Source organism: Pseudonocardia asaccharolytica DSM 44247 = NBRC 16224 (assembly GCF_000423625.1).
Lineage (GTDB): Bacteria > Actinomycetota > Actinomycetes > Mycobacteriales > Pseudonocardiaceae > Pseudonocardia > Pseudonocardia asaccharolytica.
This window is the reverse complement of record NZ_AUII01000013.1, coordinates 95,042-113,400: the sequence shown is the minus strand read 5'-3', so window position 1 is coordinate 113,400 and position 18,359 is coordinate 95,042. Positions and strand designations below refer to the sequence as shown.

13 protein-coding genes and 1 pseudogene are annotated in these 18,359 nt (G+C 70.1%); 5 read left to right on the top strand and 9 right to left on the bottom strand.

Annotated features, from left to right (window positions below):
• From G567_RS0115695 to G567_RS0115660, 8 genes are all read right to left on the bottom strand, one after another.
• Window positions 1–903 (bottom strand): IS5 family transposase (locus G567_RS0115695; RefSeq protein ID WP_028930735.1); only part of this gene is annotated, 903 nt, incomplete at its 3' end.
• A 145-nt stretch (window positions 904–1,048) separates the two neighbouring features.
• Window positions 1,049–2,017, bottom strand: a complete 969-nt coding sequence (locus G567_RS0115690) for a 2-hydroxyacid dehydrogenase (RefSeq protein WP_028930734.1) — start codon at window positions 2,015–2,017, stop codon at window positions 1,049–1,051.
• A gap of 25 nt (window positions 2,018–2,042) precedes the next feature.
• Complete coding sequence (gene sucD / locus G567_RS0115685) at window positions 2,043–2,948, bottom strand: succinate--CoA ligase subunit alpha (RefSeq protein ID WP_028930733.1); 906 nt, start codon at window positions 2,946–2,948, stop codon at window positions 2,043–2,045.
• 18 nt (window positions 2,949–2,966) lie between these two features.
• The gene (locus tag G567_RS0115680; protein WP_028930732.1) at window positions 2,967–4,142 is read right to left on the bottom strand and encodes a malate--CoA ligase subunit beta; all 1,176 of its coding nucleotides are present in this window, start codon (window positions 4,140–4,142) and stop codon (window positions 2,967–2,969) included.
• Window positions 4,143–4,150: 8 nt separating this feature from the next.
• Complete coding sequence (locus G567_RS0115675; RefSeq protein WP_028930731.1) at window positions 4,151–5,101, bottom strand: HpcH/HpaI aldolase/citrate lyase family protein; 951 nt, start codon at window positions 5,099–5,101, stop codon at window positions 4,151–4,153.
• Window positions 5,102–5,142: 41 nt separating this feature from the next.
• The gene (locus G567_RS29210; RefSeq protein WP_211223942.1) at window positions 5,143–6,291 is read right to left on the bottom strand and encodes a pyridoxal-phosphate-dependent aminotransferase family protein; all 1,149 of its coding nucleotides are present in this window, start codon (window positions 6,289–6,291) and stop codon (window positions 5,143–5,145) included.
• Window positions 6,292–6,510: 219 nt separating this feature from the next.
• On the bottom strand, window positions 6,511–7,116 hold the full coding sequence (locus G567_RS0115665; protein WP_084796170.1) for a phosphoenolpyruvate carboxylase: 606 nt from the start codon (window positions 7,114–7,116) through the stop codon (window positions 6,511–6,513).
• Window positions 7,117–7,118: 2 nt separating this feature from the next.
• Window positions 7,119–8,645, bottom strand: coding sequence for a glycine hydroxymethyltransferase (locus G567_RS0115660; protein WP_037057401.1), 1,527 nt, complete (start codon window positions 8,643–8,645; stop codon window positions 7,119–7,121).
• Window positions 8,646–9,210: 565 nt separating this feature from the next.
• Here G567_RS0115660 and G567_RS29205 point away from each other — a divergent pair.
• The 5 genes and pseudogenes from G567_RS29205 to G567_RS0115635 form a co-directional block, all read left to right on the top strand.
• A pseudogene (locus tag G567_RS29205) lies at window positions 9,211–9,781 on the top strand (HARBI1 family protein); the annotation flags it as partial.
• A 743-nt stretch (window positions 9,782–10,524) separates the two neighbouring features.
• Window positions 10,525–11,832: a 4Fe-4S dicluster domain-containing protein gene (locus tag G567_RS0115650; RefSeq protein WP_245585665.1), complete on the top strand. Its 1,308-nt coding sequence runs from the start codon at window positions 10,525–10,527 to the stop codon at window positions 11,830–11,832.
• Window positions 11,833–11,887: 55 nt separating this feature from the next.
• Window positions 11,888–14,818, top strand: a complete 2,931-nt coding sequence (locus tag G567_RS0115645) for a molybdopterin-dependent oxidoreductase (protein WP_037057399.1) — start codon at window positions 11,888–11,890, stop codon at window positions 14,816–14,818.
• A gap of 177 nt (window positions 14,819–14,995) precedes the next feature.
• Window positions 14,996–15,415 carry a P-loop NTPase gene (locus tag G567_RS0115640; protein WP_028930726.1) on the top strand — a complete coding sequence of 140 codons (420 nt, stop codon included), beginning with the start codon at window positions 14,996–14,998 and terminating at the stop codon, window positions 15,413–15,415.
• 16 nt (window positions 15,416–15,431) lie between these two features.
• Window positions 15,432–16,568 carry a glycerate kinase gene (locus G567_RS0115635; RefSeq protein WP_028930725.1) on the top strand — a complete coding sequence of 379 codons (1,137 nt, stop codon included), beginning with the start codon at window positions 15,432–15,434 and terminating at the stop codon, window positions 16,566–16,568.
• Window positions 16,569–16,806: 238 nt separating this feature from the next.
• Here the strand turns inward: G567_RS0115635 and G567_RS29200 are convergent, their stop codons facing one another.
• The gene (locus G567_RS29200; RefSeq protein WP_051233140.1) at window positions 16,807–18,156 is read right to left on the bottom strand and encodes an MFS transporter; all 1,350 of its coding nucleotides are present in this window, start codon (window positions 18,154–18,156) and stop codon (window positions 16,807–16,809) included.
• Window positions 18,157–18,359: the final 203 nt, after the last annotated feature.

The following is an 18,359-nucleotide window of genomic DNA, read 5'->3' as shown; positions in this document are numbered from 1 at the left end:
GCGCGTGTTTACTAATCGGCGGAGCCAGATGTTGATCCCTGCGATGTGGGTGGTGGCTTCGTAGCGCAGGGCCAGCTTTTCGTAGCGGGTGGCGACTGCCCGGTTCTGTTTGTGCAGGTTGATGCTGGCTTCGACGGCGTGACGCTGCCGGTAGATGTCGGGGTCGAACCGTGGCGACCGCCCGCCGCGTGATCCGCGCTTGCGCCGGTGGGCCTGCTGATCGCGCTTGGTCGGGATGGTCGCCCGGATTCCGCGGCGGCGCAGGTAGGCCCGGTTGGCCCGGGATGAGTACGCCTTGTCGGCCAGGACCCGGTCCGGGCGGGTCCGGGGCCGACCCCGCCCCGGCCGCCGCACCCGGATGCGTTCCAGGACCCGCACAAACTGCGGGCTGTCTCCCCGATGCCCGGCGGTGATCACCATCGACAGCGGCTTACGCCCCTGCTCACAGGCCAGATGCAGCGTGGTGGTCCACCCGCCCCGAGACCGGCCCAACGCGTGGTCGACCGGCTCGGCGCCGGGCGGCTCGACCTGGCTGGCCGGATCCCGGCGGGCGCCGGCGGCGTGCTGATGCGCCCGCACGAGGGTGGAATCCACCGAGACGTCCCAGCAGATCAGGCCCGCCGCGTCTCCGAGCTGCTGCAGACCAGCCAGGATCGCCGCCCAGGTGCCGTCGCGCTGCCAGCGTCGAAACAGGCCGTAGATCGACTGCCAGGACCCGTACCGTTCGGGCACGTCCCGCCACGGTGTACCGGACCGGACCCGCCACCGGATCCCGTCGATCAACTGCCGCCAGGTCCCGGTTCGGGGCCGTCCACGCCCACTCACCGCAGGTAGCAGCGGCTCGAGCAGCTGCCACTGCGCGTCGGTGAGGTCATGACGGGCCCCCGCGAGTACGGTGCCCACGAGGTCTCCGGTGGTGATGGTCTTCTTGGTCGTTGATCCATCTACCGGAGACCTCACTCATCTCCGCTGACCGACACGCACAGGCGACGGACGAAGATCCACTTTTTAAACAGGCGCTAGAACGCTGGGACCGACGAAACCGGCGTCAGACCACCCGGCAGGACGGCTCGCGTCCGGCCAGGTACGCCGCGAGGTTGTCGAGCACGAGCATGCCCATGGCGGTGCGCGTCTCCATCGTGGCGCTGCCCAGATGCGGCAGCGCCACGACGTTGTCCAACTCGAGCAGCCCGTCCGGAATCGTGGGCTCCCTCTCGAACACGTCGAGGCCGCAGCCTGCGATCGTGCCGGCCCGCAGCGCCTCGACCAGCGCTGCGTGGTCCACGATGTCGCCGCGGGCGGTGTTGATCAGAAACGCGGTCGGCTTCATCCGGGCCAGCCGGGCGGCATCGATGAGGTGGGTGTTCTCGTCGCTGCCCGGCATGTGCAGGGACACGAAGTCGGCGACCTCGAGCACCTCCTCGACCGAGGCGGCGCGGCGGGCGCCCGGGATGCCGTGCGAATCGGCATGTTCGGACCCGTCGTAGTAGACGACCGGCATATCGAACCCGAAGTGCGCCCGGCGGGCCAGCGCCGTGCCGATCCGGCCCATCCCGAGGATCCCGATGGTCTTGCCGGTGACGTCGGTGCCGAGCAGATGCGTCGGCCGCCACCCGGTCCACGCCCCGGCCCGTACCTCCCGCTCTCCCTCACCGGCCCGCCGGGCCGCCATGAGCAGCAGGGTCATGGCGGTATCGGCCGTGGCGGCGGTCAGCACGCCGGGGGTGTTGGTGACGACGATCCCCGCCTTGGCGGCCGCGACGGTGTCGATGTGGTTGAAGCCGACGCCGAAGTTGCCGAGGAAGCGTGCGCGCAGCTCGCCGTCGAAGATCTCGGCGGGAAGCCGGTCGGTGACGGTGGGCAGCACCACGTCGGCCTCGAGCAGGGCGGTGCGCAGCCCGTCGAACCCCAGCGGGGCGTCCTGGCTGTTGAGGTGCGCCCCGGGATAGCGGCGCAGCAACTCCCGCTCGACGGGTCCGGGCCAGCGGCGGGTGACGACGATGACGGGCTCGTCCACCGATTTCTCCTCACTCATGCGGTACTCACGCGGTGGCCAGCAGGCCACGGCGGTTCAGCACGTCGGCCACGGTCTGCCCGATGCTCGACGGGTTCGGGGCGATCGTGATGCCCGCCGCGGAGAGGATCTCGACCTTCTCCTGGGCCGATTCGCCCGTCGCCGAGACGATCGCACCCGCGTGGCCCATCTTGCGCCCCTTCGGCGCCGAGAGGCCCGCGATGTAGCCGACCACCGGCTTGGTCATCTGCTGGCGGACGAACGTTGTCGCCTCGGCCTCCTGCGGACCGCCGATCTCGCCGATCATGATCACGATATCGGTGTCGGGGTCGTCCTCGAAGCGGGCGAGATGGTCGCGGAAGGACGATCCGTTCACCGGGTCGCCGCCGATTCCCACCGACGTGGACACCCCGATCCCGAGTGCGGTCAGCTGCGCCGCGGCCTCGTAGCCCAGCGTGCCGGACCGTCCGATGATCCCGACGCGGCCGGGGAGGTAGATGTGCCCGGGCATGATGCCGAGCATCGACTTGCCGGGGGAGATGGTGCCTGCGCAGTTGGGGCCGGTGAGGACCATTCGCTCTGCGGTCTTGTACCGGCGCATGTAGCGCTTCACGCGCATCATGTCCTGGCCCGGGATGCCGTCGGTGATGCAGACGCAGTACCGGATGCCGGCGTCGGCGGCCTCCATGATGGAGTCGGCCGCGAACGGCGGCGGTACGAACACGATCGACGCCTGTGCGCCGGTGACGCTCACCGCGTCCTTGACGGTGTCGAAGACCGGCAGACCCATCCGGGTCTCGCCGCTCTTGCCCGGAGTGACGCCACCGACCACCCGGGTCCCGTAGTCGAGCATTTCCTTGGTGTGGAACTGACCGATCCGCCCGGTGATGCCCTGCACGATCACTCGCGTCGTCTCATCGATCAGGATCGCCATGGTGCGTCCTTCGTCTCGTCAGGCGGAAAGGGACATGCCGAGCGCACCGACCGACTTCTCGGCGGCGTCGGCCAAGGTATCCGCGGTGATGATCGGCAGGCCGGACTCGCGCAGGATGCGCCTGCCCTCCTCGACGTTCGTCCCGGCCAGCCGCACGATGACCGGAATCCGGACGTCCAGTTCGCCGTATGCCGCGACAATGCCCTCGGCGACCCAGTCGCAGCGGTTGATGCCGGCGAAGATGTTCACCAGCATCACCTTGACCTGGTCGTCGTGCAGCACCGCGCGGAACGCCTTGAGCACCCGGTCCGGCGACGCGCCGCCGCCGATGTCGAGGAAGTTGGCGGGCTCGCCGCCGGCGTGCTTGATCATGTCCATCGTGGCCATGGCCAGCCCGGCACCGTTGATCATGCAGCCGATGTCGCCGTCGAGCCCGACGTAGGCCAGCCCGCGGTCGGCCGCGTGGCTCTCCCGCGGATCCTCCTGGCTGCGGTCACGCAGCTCGGAAATCTCCTGGTGGCGGAACATCGCATTATCGTCGAAGGACATTTTGGCGTCCAACGCCACCAGCTCGCCGTCCTTGGTCAGCGCGAGTGGGTTGATCTCGAGCATCGTCGCGTCGAGGTCCCGGAAGGCCCGGTAGGCGGCGCGAAAGAGCCGGGCGGCCGGGGCGATCAACTCGGCGGGAAGGCCGAGCCCGAAGGCGATCTCGCGGGCCTGGAAGTCCAGGAAGCCGACGGCGGGCTCAACGACGCTGCGCTGCACCGCCTCCGGAGCGCTCGCGGCGAGCTCCTCGATCTCCATCCCGCCCTCGGCCGCGGTGATGATGATGATTTTCTCGGTCGTCCGGTCGAGGACGGTTCCGAAGTAGAGCTCGCGCGCGATGGCGACGGTCTCTTCCACGTACACGCGGTAGACGGGCTTGCCCCGCGGCGCGGACTGCCGGGTCACCAACCGCTGGCCGAACAGGTGGTTGGCGGCCTCCTGCACCTCGCGGTCGGAGTGGCACACGCTCACCCCGCCCGCCTCACCCCGCCCGCCGGAGTGGATCTGCGCCTTGACCACCCAGGCCGTTCCGCCCAGCTCGGTGCACCGGTAGGCGGCCTGTTCGGGGCTGTAGGCAAGGCCCCCGCGCGGCACGGGTACCCCGAACCGCGCCAGAAGCTCCTTGGCCTGGTACTCGTGGATGTCCATGGTTCCCCTCAGCCGCGGCCGGAGCTCGCGGCGATTGCCTCGTCCATCGCGATCACGTTGCGCGCCATGCGTTCCGAGGCAGCGTCGATCATCTTGCCGTCGACCGAGGCCGCGCCCTTGCCCTGTGCCTCGGCCTCGCGCAGCGCCTCCACGATCCGGCGTGCCCTGGTCACCTCCTCGGCGGGCGGGGTGAACACCTGGTTGGCGAGCTCGACCTGGCTCGGGTGGATCGCCCACTTGCCCTCACAGCCGAGCGCAGCGGCCCGGCGGGCGCCGTCGAGGTAGCCGTCGGGGTCGGAGAAGTCGCCGAACGGACCGTCGATCGGGCGCAACCCGTAGGCCCGGCAGGCGACGATCATCCGGGACAGCGCGAAATGCCATTGGTCGCCGGGGTAGTGCGGGTTGAGGCCCCCGATGCTGACGGTGCGGGCCCGGTTGCTGGCGGCGTAGTCGGCCACACCGAAGTGCAGTGCTTCCAGGCGGCCGCCGCCCGCGGCGATCGCCTCGACGTTGGCCATCCCGAGGGCTGTCTCGATCAACGCCTCGGTGCCGACCCTGGTCGCATAGCCGCGGGCGGTCTCGATCTGGGTGATCAGCGCCTCGACGAGGTACAGGTCGGCGGGCACACCGACCTTGGGCACCAGGATGGTGTGCAGCCGGTCGCCCGCCTGCTCCATCACGTCGATGACGTCGCGGTACATGTACTGCGTGTCGAGGCCGTTGATCCGCACGGACACCGTCTTGCCCGCGGCGGCCCAGTCGATCTCGTTGAGCGCGGAGATCACGTTCTTACGCGCCTGTTCCTTCTCCGGCGGCGCGACGGCGTCCTCGAGGTCGAGGAAGATGTAGTCGGCGTCGCTGTGCACGGCCTTGTCGATGAACAGCATGTTCGAGCCCGGCACGGCGAGTTCGCTGCGTTGCAGGCGCGGCCGGCGCGTCGGGTAGAGGGTATGACTCATCGCATGTCTCCCTTAGGTTCTGGCGGATATCGCAGGTCTGCTCAGCGCGGTGCGGCCGAAGCCAGCAGGTCGAGGTCGGCCAGGTCCTGCCGGTCGGTGAGGGCCTGGCGGTAGTAGGCCTGCGCGGCGGCGACGCCGGCCCCGAGCTCGATGCCGGCGCCGGCGTCGGCCAACGCCATCTCCGCGCTGGCCAGCGCGGCGAGGCAGGAGACCTCGTTGAGGTGTCCGAGGTGGCCGATCCGGAAGACCTTGCCGGCGACCTTGTTCAGCCCCCCTCCGAAGGACGTGCGGTAGCGGTGATAGCCGATTCGGCAAACCTCCGCGCCGTCGACGCCGTCGGGCACCCGGACCGCCGAGACGGTGTCGGAGTACCAGTACGGTGCGGTGGCACAGAGCGACAGGCCGAGGGCGTGCACGCCCCGGCGCACCCCCTCGGCCAGCCGGAAGTGCCGCTCGAACACGTTCGACAGTCCCTCGACGAACAGCATGTCAACCGAGGCGCGCAGGCCGTGCAGCAACGGAATCGGTGGGGTGTAAGGGAAGTAGCCCACGTCGTTGGAGGCGATCATGTCGGCGAAGTCGAAGTAGCAGCGCTCCATCGTGGCGGACTCGGCCGCGGCCAGCGCCTTCTGGCTCACGCCGAGAACGGCCAGCCCCGGGGGGGCCATCAGACCCTTCTGCGAGCCGGAGACGGCGAGGTCGACGCCCCACTCGTCCTGCTTGAACTCGATCGATCCGATCGAGGAGACGCCGTCGACGTAGAGCATCGCGTCGGAACCGGCGGCATCCATCGCCTGGCGCACCGCCGCGATGTCGGAGGTGACACCGGTGGCCGTCTCGTTGTGGGTGGCGAAAACGGCCTTGATCGTCGGATCGTCCTCGAGGTGGTGCCGGTAGGCCTCCACCGGCACCCCGGTGCCCCACTCGACGTCGACGCAGATCACGTCGAGGCCCAGGCGTTCGGCCATGTCGACCCAGAGGTGGGAGAACTGCCCGAAGCGCGACATCAGCACCCGGTCACCCCGGTTGAGGGTGTTGCTGATCGCGGCCTCCCAGGCCCCGGTTCCGGAGGCGGGATAGAGGAAGACGCGGCCGGTCTCGGTCTTGAAGATCTTTTTCAGCGACGCGAAGAGTGGCAGGGTCAGCTCGGGGAAATCCGGCGCCCGATGGTCCTGCATGGGCACGTTCATCGCCTGTCGAACCCGCTCCGGTACGTTTGTCGGACCGGGAAGGAACAAATGAGTGAATCCATTCGACATCGTCGTCATCACCTTTCTCAAACGCGCATGCGAAGGATTAAAGGGGCTGGTGGGTAACAGCGGTGATTACAGTCCTGGATACCAAGAAATATCAATACCAATTGTACTGAATTTTTTACTGAGAGCTCATGAAGACTTTCCGGTGACACTTCAGTGATCGGTCAAGGTTCTCTCTCCGGTGTTGCGAAGGCCGGCCGCGATGCCGTTGACGGTGAGCAGCAGGGCGCGGCGGAGGTCCGGGTCGGGTTCGGTTCCCGCGGCCATCGCCCGGCGACGCCGGGCGAGCAGTTCGACCTGCAGGTGGTGCAGCGGTTCCAGGTAGGCGGAGCTGCCGAGCAGGTTGGTGAAGAACGTCCAGTCGCGCATGTCCTCGATGACCGGTCCGTGGCCCTCGTCGCGGGCCGCGACGAGGCCGTACCAGCCGGGAACGATCATCCGGGTCTGGGTCCAGCCGAAGGCCCACGGAATCGCGCGCAGCTCGGCCAGCGACCGGGCGCCGCCGGGCCTTCGCGAGGGCCGGGACCCGACGTTGAGCCTGCCGAGCTCGTCCACCGGCGTTGCGGTGCGGAAGAACTCGCCGAGGCCGAGGTGGGAGAGGAACTCCCGGTACGCGGCGCGGGCGGCGCTGCTGTCGCGGGTCGGGCCGCCGCCGCGGCCGTGGAACAACCGCAGCTGGATGCCGTGCCGGGCGGCGACGTCGAGCAGCACGACCGGGGGGCCGTGCGCCGGGCCTGGGGCGGTCGCGACAGCGTGCACGGCTAGCCGGCGACGCCCGGGGCGAGCAGCCCCAGGTCGATCTCGGGATAGAGCGGATGGCGGTCGAGCAGTACGGCGACCCGCGCCCTGGCGGCGGCGACGGCCGAGTCGGGCAGGTCGAACCTTGCGCGGCTGCCGTCGACCGGTTGGGCCGGTGTCAGGACGTCGTGGATGATCCCGGCGATCTCGTGCATCTCGGCGGCGCCCATGCCCAGCGTCGTCACCGCGGCGGTGCCCAGCCGCAGGCCGCTGGCGTACCAGGGGCCGTTGGGGTCGAACGCCAGCGCGTTGCGGTTGAGGGTGAGGCCGCAGGAGCGGAGCGCGGACTCGGCCTGCCGGCCGGTGAGGCCATAGCTGGTGGCGACGTCGAGCAGTACGAGGTGGTTCTCGGTGCCGCCGGTGACCACCCGTCCGCCGTGGCCGCGCAGCCGGTCGGCGAGCTCGCGGGCGTTGTCGACGACCGCGTGCGCGTAGCGGCCGAAATCGGGCAGGCCCGCCTCGTGCAGCGCGACCGCCTTGGCCGCGATGGCGTGCGGCAGCGGCCCGCCGAGCACCAGCGGGCAGCCCTTGTCGATCGCATCGGCATACTCGCTCGAGCAGAGGACCATCCCCCCGCGCGGGCCGCGCAGCGTCTTGTGCGTGGTGGTGGTGACGATGTGGGCGTGCGGCACCGGGTCGTGCACGCCGGTGAAGACCTTGCCCGCGACCAGGCCCGCGAAATGCGCCATATCGACGACGAACGCCGCCCCGATCTCGTCGGCGAGCTCCCGGAACCGGGCGAAGTCGATCCGTCGTGGGTAGGCGCTGTAGCCGGCCATCAGGATGCGCGGGCGCAGCGCGCGCGCCTGGCGCACGATGGTGTCGAAGTCCAGGAACCCCGTCTCGCGGTCCACGGTGTAGGAGTGCGCCTCGAAGAGCCGGGCGGAGACGTTGTGCCGGTAGCCGTGGGTGAGGTGCCCACCGGAGTACAGATCCATCCCGAGCAGCCGCTGGCCGACGATCTCCCGGCGCAGCGCCTCCCACGCCGGCTCGGGGAGCTCGGCGAGGTTGGTGTGCCCGAGGCGGGCCAGCGTCGGGGCCTCCACGGTCTGCGAGAGCACCGCGAGGAAGGCCACGAGGTTGGCATCGGCACCGGAGTGCGGCTGCACGTAGGCGTGGTCGGCGCCGAACACCTTCCGGGCCAGGTCGGCGGCGCGGCGTTCGATGGCGTCGACGTTGTCGCAGCCCGCGTAGAAGCGGTGGCCCGGCACGCCCTCCGCATACTTGTCGGTGAGAAGGGTGCCCTGCGCCAGCTGGACGGCGAGCGACGAGTAGTTCTCGCTGGCGATGAGCTTGATGTTCGACCGTTGGTCGCCCAGCTCCGCGGCGATCGAGCTCGCGATGTCGGGAAGCGCGGCGCCGACCGCGTCCAGCGCACCGAAGAACGCGATCGCCGCGGGGTCCAGCAGCTCGGGCGGGGTGCTCGCGACATAGCGGCGCAGTGCGGCGGAGGCTAACGTCGGGTCCTGAACCTCGGGGACTCCTACCACGGCTTCCTCTCGTGATCCACGTGTTCCTCTGGGATCCGCATGTGTCCGGCACCTTCTTCTCCGGTGCCGGCGACTGCCTGCGTTCACTGGTGGCTGAAGTGTCGGGCCAGGCCCGCACGGTGTTCTCGTGGAGATCGTCAGCCGGGCTTTCTCGGCGACGGTCCGTGGCGGTGCACCCACTGAGGGCCGAGTGCAAGAGGAGTTAATCAGCCTGTTCGCGGCACGGGCAAGGTAGTGGCCTTCGGATTCCCTAATGCCGTCATCGGATTCATTGATGGGTCGGACATAAGGTTCGGTTATCGGGGGTGTTCCGACCGGCTCGGCGAGGGCCGCCGTTCACAGTGTCGGACAACCGCCCGCCCGGGTATTCCCGCCGCTCGTCAGCCACCGGCGGCTCGGACCATCATTTCCTCGCCATCGAGCACCAGCTCAAACCGCTCATCGGGTTCTTCTACGGGCATCCGATACCGGAGCGGTCTATCTCAACAATGGGCCTTTCCCAGTAGCGGGACCGGTGGCGACACGCCGATGACACGCAGATGATCAGGAAGAGGTGCAGAACCTCTACCTGCACGAGGCGATCGACGTGCTCGCCGCCCTGGCGGCCGGCCATACCCACGTGGCGCTGGACGGCACGTTGATCCGCACCGATCGCAGCAAGGCCGCCGGGCCTACGGCCAAGGTCGATCTCTGGTGGTCAGGCAAGCATCACCACCACGGCGGGAACGTGCAGGTCGTGACGGCCCCGGACGGGTGGCCGCTGTCTCACGGCCGGGTCCGGCCCGGCCGTGAGCACGACGTGACCTGCGCACGCACCCACTCCGGACTGCTCGACGCCCTGACCGCCTGGAGCGACTCGGAGCACCTCGTGCTCGCCGACCGGGGCTACCTCGGGGAAGCCGACCGGCTAACCTGTCCGATCAAGAAGCCGAGCAAGCTGGCCCGGCTCAGTGTTGAGCAACGCACGGTCAACGCGATGCACTCCGCGACCCGAGCCCTGGCCGAGCGCGGCAACGCGCTGCTCAAGACCACCTTCAAGGCGTTGCGCCGGGTCAGCCTGTGCCCCCTGGCAGATCGGTGCGATCACCGCCGCCGCGCTGATCTTGCTCCACACCGAGCACGGCCGAACCACATGATCAAATCGCTACTGGGAAACGCTCAATGGGCACTTCGCGGCGGGCGAGCTCGCGGACCCCGACGTCATCGCCCGGCTGTCGCAGCTGGCGGATGCGGGCGTCGAGTCGCCCGTCAGCTGCCACGAACGGTGGTGGGAGCCGACCGTAGAGGACGGTGTCGATGGCCGACCTGAGGCGGGAGGAGGTTGGCCTGACGCTCCGTAACCACGGATTCCTGCATGAGGCACTGCGGTATCCGGTCGCTCCCGTCGGAACGGGGAGTGGACCGGTACCCGGCTGCGCGGGCCGCTCGAAGAGGTACGGCATGGGCAACGTGAAGTGACTGACCCGTATCGCCGTGGTGGACGAGCCGTTCCAGGGCTACCAGCGGCCCACGCCTACCGGATGCGAACGCATGCCGCCGCCTCGTCGGTCTGAGAACTCGCGCGGCAGGCCGATCCGGCCGGTTCCCGAGGGCGTCGTGACCGGACCGCATTGATCGCCATAGCGCTGACTTATGAGCCCATCGACAGCGAGCCGCTACCGGCCGGAACCCCATACTGACAACGTTGCGCGCAGTTATCGACGCCTGGTCGACCCATCGAGAACACTGCGTGGGACACGACGACGGATGTGTATGTGGCGAGTGGCGACCACCCGACATCCGACAGGGAGTTTTCTTCATGCGTTATGGGTTTGCGATCGATCAGCGAACATGTATCGGTTGTCACGCGTGCACGGTCGCCTGCAAGACCGAGCACGAAGTGCCGGTCGGGCAGTTCCGCACCTGGGTGAAGTATGTCGATCAGGGCACCTTCCCCGACAGCACACGCGATTTCGGGGTGATGCGGTGCAATCACTGCACCGACGCCCCTTGTGTCAAGATCTGCCCCACCAAGGCGTTGTTCGTCCGCGACGACGGGATCGTCGACTTCGACCGGGACCGGTGCATCGGCTGCAAGAGCTGCATGCAGGGCTGCCCGTACGACGCGATCTACATCGACGAGGACACGCACACCGCAGCCAAGTGCAACTTCTGCGCGCACCGCATCGACCAGGACAAGGAACCGGCCTGCGTGGTCGTCTGCCCCACCCACTCCATCTGGGTCGGTGACCTGGATGACCCGCACCGCGCCGCCGTCGCGGCCGACCTGCCGGTCGACCCGGTCAGCGGCGCGAAGACGACGCTCGACATCCCGCATACCCGGCCGTGGGGCTGGCGGGTCATCACCTACCTGTGGGCCAAGGGCCTTGGGGGCGGCGCGCTGATGATCGCCTCGCTGGGGATCCTGCTGGGCGTCGACCTCGGGGTGCTGACCACGATCGTGGCGCCCGCGCTCGGCGTCGCGGGCACCGCGGTCACCGGCGCCCTGCTGGTGTGGGACCTCAAGCGCCCCGAGCGGTTCCTCTACATCCTGCTCAAGTCCAACTTCGGCTCCTGGCTCGTCCTCGGGGCCTACGCGCTGGCCGCGCACGCGGCGGTGTCGGGGGTCTGGCTGCTCTACGGCATCGGTGTCGAGACCGGGCTGCTCACCGCGTCCGAAGTCGTGTGGACGATCCTCGCGGTGCTGGGCATCCCGGCCGGTGTCATGGTCGCGGGCTATACCGCCTTCCTGTTCGGGCAGGCGGAAGGCCGCGACCTGTGGCAGTCGCCGCTGCTGTTCTGGCATCTGAACGTCGCGGCGGTCATGGTCGGCGCGGGCGCGCTCGCCGTCGCCGCGCTGATCGTGAACACCACGGCGGACGGCGCCGCGTTCGTCGCCCGTTTCCTCGCCGCCGCCGCCGTCCTGCACGTGCTGATGCTGCTGCTGGAGTACGGCGGCAGGCACGCGAGCCGGGCGGCCGCCGTGGCCGCCCACATGATCACCCACGGTCGGTACGCGATCCCGTTCTGGACCCTCGGCGTGGCGCTCGCCGTCGTCGCCGCCGCGGTCGCGTTCCCCGGCTGGAACGGCGGGGGCACCGTGCTCGTCGCCGTCGCCGTCGCCGTCGCCGGCGTCGCGGTACAGGTCGCGCTGCTCGCCTACGAGACCGTCTTCGTCCGGGCCGGGCAGGACGTGCCGCTCTCGTAGCCGCGCCCCGACCGCTCGTCCGACCCGCGCCCACCACGCCGGAGGCCCGACCCCCATGACCGAGACCGTTCGCCCCGCCGCCGATCCCACCGCGGCCGATCCCACCGCGGCCGCCCCGACCGTGCCTGCCCCACAAACGCCGATCGTGCCCGTCGGCCACCCGCTGCCCGGTGCCCGCCGCCACGAGCACCTGCACAACTACCCGCCGGTGTCGGAGTGGGACAACCACGTCGAGTACGACGCCGAGGCGCACCCGCGCAAGGTGCCGCACAGCTACATGCTCGTGCCGACGACGTGTTTCAACTGCGAGTCGGCCTGCGGACTGCTCGCCTACGTCGACAAGGACGACCTTTCGGTGCGCAAGGTGGAGGGCAACCCCGCCCACCCCGGCTCGCGCGGGCGCAACTGCGCCAAGGGCCCGGCCACGATCAACCAGCTCCACGACCCGGAGCGCATCCTGCACCCGCTGCGGCGCACCGGGGCCCGCGGCGGCGGCCAGTGGGAGCGGGTCAGCTGGGACACCGCGCTGGAGGACATCGCCGGACGGATCCGCGCGGCGATCCAGGAGGGTCGCCACGAGGAGGTGACCTACCACGTCGGGCGGCCCGGCGAGGACGGGTTCGCCGAGCGCGTGCTGCAGGCCTGGGGCGTCGACGGGCACAACAGCCACACCCAGGTCTGCTCGTCCGGCGCCCGGCTGGGCCAGACCCTGTGGGGCGGCTACGACCGGCCCTCGCCCGACCACGCCAACGCCAAGGTCATCCTGCTGTTCTCCTCGCATCTGGAGACCGGGCACTACTTCAACCCGCACGCCCAGCGGATCATGGAGGGCAAGCAGTCCGGGGCGAAGGTCGTCGTGGTCGACCCGCGCATGTCCAACACCGCCTCCCACGCGGACCTGTGGCTCGCCCCGTGGCCGGGCAGCGAGGCCGCGATCCTGCTCGCCGTCGCCGCCCACCTCCTGCGCACCCGGCGGATCGACGAGCCCTACCTGCGGCGCTGGTTCAACTGGGAGGTCTACCTGCGCGAGCTGCACCCCGGCGCGGAGCCCACGTTCGAGGCGTTCCTCGAGACGCTGGAGGCCGACTACGCGCAGTACACCTTCGGGTTCGCGGCCGAGGAGTCCCAGATCCCGGTCGAGAAGCTGGTCGAGCTCGCCGAACCCATCGCGCAGTGCGACCACCGGCTCGCCGCACACATCTGGCGCTCAGCGGCCGCGGGCAACCTCGGCGGCTGGCAGGTTTCGCGCGCGATGTGGTTCGTGCTCGCCCTCACCGGCTCGATCGGCACGGTCGGGGGCACCCAGCCCAACGGCTGGAACAAGTTCATCCCGCACGGCCCCGACGTGCCCGCCCACGACCACTGGAACGAGCTGGCCTGGCCGCCGGAGTACCCGCTGGCCTGCAACGAGATGTCGATCCTGCTGCCGCACTTCATGGAGGAGGGCCGCGGGCGGATCGACGTCTACTTCTCCCGGGTGTTCAACCCGATCTGGACCTACCCCGACGGCTTCACCTGGATGCGCGCCCTGTCCGACCCGGAGAAGGTGGGGCTGCACATCGCGCTCACCCCGACCTGGTCGGAGACCGCCGAGTTCGCCGACTACGTGCTGCCCGTCGGGCACTCCACCGAACGGCACGACACCCAGTCCTACGAGACCCACGCCGCCAAGTGGCTGGGCTTCCGCCAGCCGGTGCGCCGGGTCGCGATGGAGAAGCTGGGCATGCCGGTCGGCGACACCCGCGACGCCAACCCCGGGGAGGTGTGGGAGGAGACCGAGCTCTGGTTCGAACTGTCCTGGCGCATCGACCCGGACGGCTCGATGGGGATTCGCAGGCACTTCGAGTCCCCGTACCGGCCCGGTGAGAAGGTCACCGTGGACGAGTACTACCGGTGGATCTTCGAGAACCGGGTGCCCGGGCTGCCGGAGAAGGCCGAGGCCGAGGGGCTGAGCCCGCTGGGCTACATGCGCCGCTACGGCGTGGTCGAGGTCGCCGAGACGCTCTACCGCCAGGACGAGTGCCCGCTCACCGAGGCCGAGTTCGCCGACGCCGTCCCGGACCCGGAGGGCTCCGACACCGCCGGGGTACTGCGCAAGCCCACCGACCTCGACTCCACGCCTCCGCTGGTCGGCGAGGCGGGCGCGGTCGGGATCCGGCACGCCGACGGCACGGTCACGGCCGGCTGGCTCACCCCGTCGCGTCGGCTGGAGGTCTACTCCACCGCGATGCGCGACTGGGGCTGGCCCGAGTACGCCACCCCCGGCTACATCCGCTCGCACGTCGCGCGCTCGGAGATCGACCTCGACGCGGGCGAGCTCGTGCTCGTCCCGACCTTCCGGCTCCCGACGCTCATCCACACCCGCTCGGGCAACGCGAAGTACCTCAACGAGATCTCCAACAGCCACCCGGCCTGGCTCAACACCGTCGACGCCGCCCGCCACGGGGTGTCCACCGGCGATCTGGTCCGGCTCAACACCTCCATCGGCTACCTGGTCGGGCGGGTGTGGGTCACCGAGGGCATCCGGCCCGGCGTGTGCGCGTTGTCGCACCACATGGGGCGCTGGCGGCTGCATGACACCGAGGGCAGCCGCTGGGTGCAGGGCCTGGTCGACATCACCCACCCCGACGGCCCCGACTCCTGGATGCTGCGCTACAAGAGCGGGATCGCGCCCTTCTCCTCCGACGACCCCGACTCCGAGCGCATCTGGTGGACCGACCCCGGCGTGCACCAGAACCTCGCGTTCGGCGTGCAGCCCGACCCGCACTCGGGCATGCACTGCTGGCTGCAGAAGGTCAAGATGGAGAAGGCGCACGCGGGCGACCAGTACGGCGACGTGTACGTGGACGCGCGACGCTCGCGGGAGGTCTACCGGGAGTGGCTCGCCCGCACCCACACCACGCTGGGGCCTGGCGGGCAACGCCGTCCGGGGTTCCTCATGCGCCCGGTCAAGCCCCGCCGACGCGCCTTCCGGGTGGAGTCGTGACGTGCTGACCCGCCGGCCCGATATCGACACCGCGGCCGTGTCCGGGCTGGACGGGGTCCGCGTGGTCGAGGTGAGCTTCTCGACGATGTCCGTGGTCGAGCGGGTCGAGCTCGCCGAACGGCTCCGCACCACCCCACCGATCATGGGCGGGCTCGGCGGCGGTCCCGGATCTATGCGGTGGCCAGCGGGAAGGGCGGGGTCGGCATCATGTCGGTGGGCTTCTTCGTCCCTGACGAGCGGCCCGTCGTGTGGCGCGGCCCGATGCGGGTGGTCCGGATGGCGGTGGAGACCGGCGCGACCGTCGCGGGTGTCGTGGAGAACATGAGCGCATTGGTGTGTCATTGCTGTCGAGAGCCCACAGCGATCTTCGGATCCGGAGGTGGTGCCGTGCTCGCCGCGGAGGCCGGCGCCCCGCTGCTCGGCCAGGTGGTCCTCGACATCGAGCTGCGTGAGGCGGGCGACCGGGGCGTTCCGGTGGTGCTCGCCGCGCCGGAGGCCGCACCCGCTCGCGAGCTGACGAGGATCGCGGGGATCTTGCCCGCGCCGCGGCCGGTGCTGGTGGGCCGATCGCTGCCGCTGTCCGTCGTGTCCCGTTGACGGGAGGGACGAGTCGATGAGAGTCGTTGTCGCGCCGGACAAGTTCAAGGGAAGCCTGACCGCGGTGCAGGCCGCCGCCGCGATGCGCGAGGGCGTGCGCGCGGCGGCGCCGGACGCCGAGATCGTCGAGATCCCGATGGCGGACGGCGGCGAGGGGACGCTCGATGTCCTGATCGCGGGCGGCGGGAAACCCGTCGAGGTGCGGGTGGCCGGGCCGGTCACCGATCCGGTCGATGCCTGCTACGCCGTGTGCGACGGGGTCGCCTATATCGAGTCCGCACAGGCCTGCGGGCTCGGGTACGTCGAGCCGACGCCGTGGTCGGCGCTCGCGGCGCATACCTGGGGGGTGGGCGAGCTCCTCGCTCACGCCGTGGACCAGGGCATCAGCGACATCGTGCTCACCGTCGGCGGCACTGCCAGCACGGATGGCGGGGCGGGCATGTTGCAGGCGCTCGGTGTCGTGGTGGTCGATGCGGCCGGAAACCGGGTCGGGCTCGGCGGGCAGGCACTGACCAGGGTGCGCACCGTCGAGCTCGCGCCGGTCCGGCGCCGCTGCGCGGGCGTACGGGTGCGGGTCGCAACCGATGTCACCAATCCGCTGCTCGGCCCGCGTGGTGCCGCCGCGGTGTTCGCCCCGCAGAAGGGCGCACAGGACCGAGGCGTCACCATCCTCGACCGGGCGCTGCACGCTTGGTCGAGCGCGCTGGTGGCGGCCGGTGCCGGGCAGGTCGCCGAGATCCCCGGTGCGGGCGCGGGCGGTGGCCTCGCGGCCGGAGCGATGGCCGGGTTCAGCGCCTGCCTGGTGTCCGGGTTCGACCTGGTGGCCGAGCTGGCCGGACTTGGCCCTGCGGTGGCCCGCGCCGATCTCGTCGTCACCGGCGAGGGGTCGCTCGATGCCCAGAGCCTGGCCGGTAAGGTCCCGGTCGGCGTCGCCGGGCTCGCCTCAGCCCGGCGCACCCCGGTCCTCGCCGTCGCGGGCCGAGTCCGGCTGGACCGGGAGGCGTTGATCGCGGCCGGGATCTCCGGCACGCGGGCGCTCGCCGACCACGCGCCCTCACTCGAGCATGCACACCGGCATGCCTACTCGTTGCTGCGCGAGGAAACAGCCGCGCTGGTGCGGTCCTGGTCGGGCCCTGTGCCGGGCCCAGCGTGAGATCGGTGGCGGTCCGTGGATGATCTGTGCGGTCCCGGGTCCGCCGCACGAGCGGAGGATCGCCCAGCCGCGGCCTCGATGACAAGCTGTGGGAATCGTCCGACGGTCGACGACATCCGCAGGCAGGCGGCCGAGCAGGGGCGCGACCCGCGGAGCGTCAAGGTGATCGTGATGCTGACTGCGATCACGGCGCCGACCGATGCCGCGGCGCAGGCCAAGTTCACGGAGCTCGAGGGGATCAGCCGGCCGCCACCGCGGCGTCGGCGGGCTCGTCCTGTATCCGGCGGTCCTTCGTCTCCGCCAGCGCACGCGTGCAGAAGAAGCTCAGCACCGCCAGCGCGGCGAGCATGACACCGATGGCGATGCTGCCGAAGGACGCGGCGAGCTGCGGCGCCAGCAGCGGCGGGACCGCGCCGCCGAGCACACCCGCCAGGTTGTACCCCATGCCGGCGCCCGTGTAGCGGTAACGAGTCTCGAACAGCTCCGGCAGGAAGGCCCCGGCGGGCCCGTAGGACACACCGAAGATGGCGAGCGTGACGGTGAGCCCGATACCGAACGCGACGGCAGATCCGGTGTCGAGCAGCGGGAACAGCACCAGTGCCCAGACCGCGCCGAGAGCGCAGGAGGTCATGATGACGCCGCGGCGCCCGATGCGGTCCGACCAGATGCCGGCGGCGACGATCACCAGCCCGAAGACCACGGCCGCCGCGATGCCCAGCGTCAGCACGACCGGACGGCTCAGCCCGGTCCCGTTCGGGTTGGTTCCGTAGCTGGTCAGATAGGCCGTGCCCATGTAGAAGAACGCGAACAACATCGTCAAAGACCCGGCCGACAGCAGCACCTCCTTCGGCTGGCGGCGGATGGCCTCCAGGAAGGGCGTGCGCCCTGCATCGGCCCGGGCCGCCCGCTGCTGCTGGGCCTGCCGGAAGACCGGCGTCTCCTCGATCGTGACCCGCACATAGAGGCCCACCCCGACCAGCACGACGCTGAGCAGGAACGGCACCCGCCATCCGTAGTCGAGGAACGCCTGGTCGGTGTCGCCGAGCGTCAGGCCCGTGACCAGGAACGTCGCACTGGACAGCGCGAAGGCGAAGGCCGGGCCGAGCTGCGGGAAGACCGCGTAGAGCCCTCGTTTCGCCTTCGGTGCGTACTCCGCCGTGAGCAGCGTGGCCCCGGCCCATTCGCCACCCACCGCGAAGCCCTGGGCGAACCGCAGGATCACCAGGATGATCGGGGCGGCCACCCCGATCGTGTCGGCACCGGGGAGCAGCCCGATGAGCATCGTGGCGACCCCCATCAGCAGCAGCGTCGAGATGAGGGTGCGCTTGCGGCCGATCCTGTCGCCGAAATGCCCGAACAGCACCGCCCCGACCGGGCGGGCGACGAAGGCGACCGCGAACGTCGCGAACGAGGCGATCGTGCCCGCGGTCGGGCCCAGGGCGGGGAAGAACACCTTCGGGAAGACGAGCGCGGCCGCCGTGCCGTAGATGAAGAAGTCGTAGAACTCGATCGTCGTCCCGACACAGCTCGCGAGGGCGACCCGCCGCATCGGCACGTCCGGCGGCGACACCGCCTCGTGGGTGGACATCCATGTCCTCCTAGATCGTGAGAACCGCCGCCACCATGACCAGCGGCACCGCCCTGCGGGCATGCGAGACCATCCCCGACGGCGGCGGCCACGCACCACACGCAAAAGTGGGTAGCGGGGCTTTCCGCTGATTCGGCGCTGACGTTGCGTATCGTTTCCATCCGCCTGAACCGGGCAAAGACGATGATTGCGGAGAGGGGAGC

Excerpts from the sequence above, each read along its gene's own strand:
- G567_RS0115645 (WP_037057399.1), top strand. The coding sequence starts at position 11,888 with ATGACCGAGACCGTTCGCCCCGCCGCCGATCCCACCGCGGCCGATCCC.
- G567_RS29210 (WP_211223942.1), bottom strand. The coding sequence starts at position 6,291 with ATGAACGTGCCCATGCAGGACCATCGGGCGCCGGATTTCCCCGAGCTG.
- G567_RS29200 (WP_051233140.1), bottom strand. The coding sequence starts at position 18,156 with ATGTCCACCCACGAGGCGGTGTCGCCGCCGGACGTGCCGATGCGGCGG.
- G567_RS0115635 (WP_028930725.1), top strand. The coding sequence starts at position 15,432 with ATGAGAGTCGTTGTCGCGCCGGACAAGTTCAAGGGAAGCCTGACCGCG.
- G567_RS0115675 (WP_028930731.1), bottom strand. The coding sequence starts at position 5,101 with ATGAGTCATACCCTCTACCCGACGCGCCGGCCGCGCCTGCAACGCAGC.
- sucD (WP_028930733.1), bottom strand. The coding sequence starts at position 2,948 with ATGGCGATCCTGATCGATGAGACGACGCGAGTGATCGTGCAGGGCATC.
- G567_RS0115680 (WP_028930732.1), bottom strand. The coding sequence starts at position 4,142 with ATGGACATCCACGAGTACCAGGCCAAGGAGCTTCTGGCGCGGTTCGGG.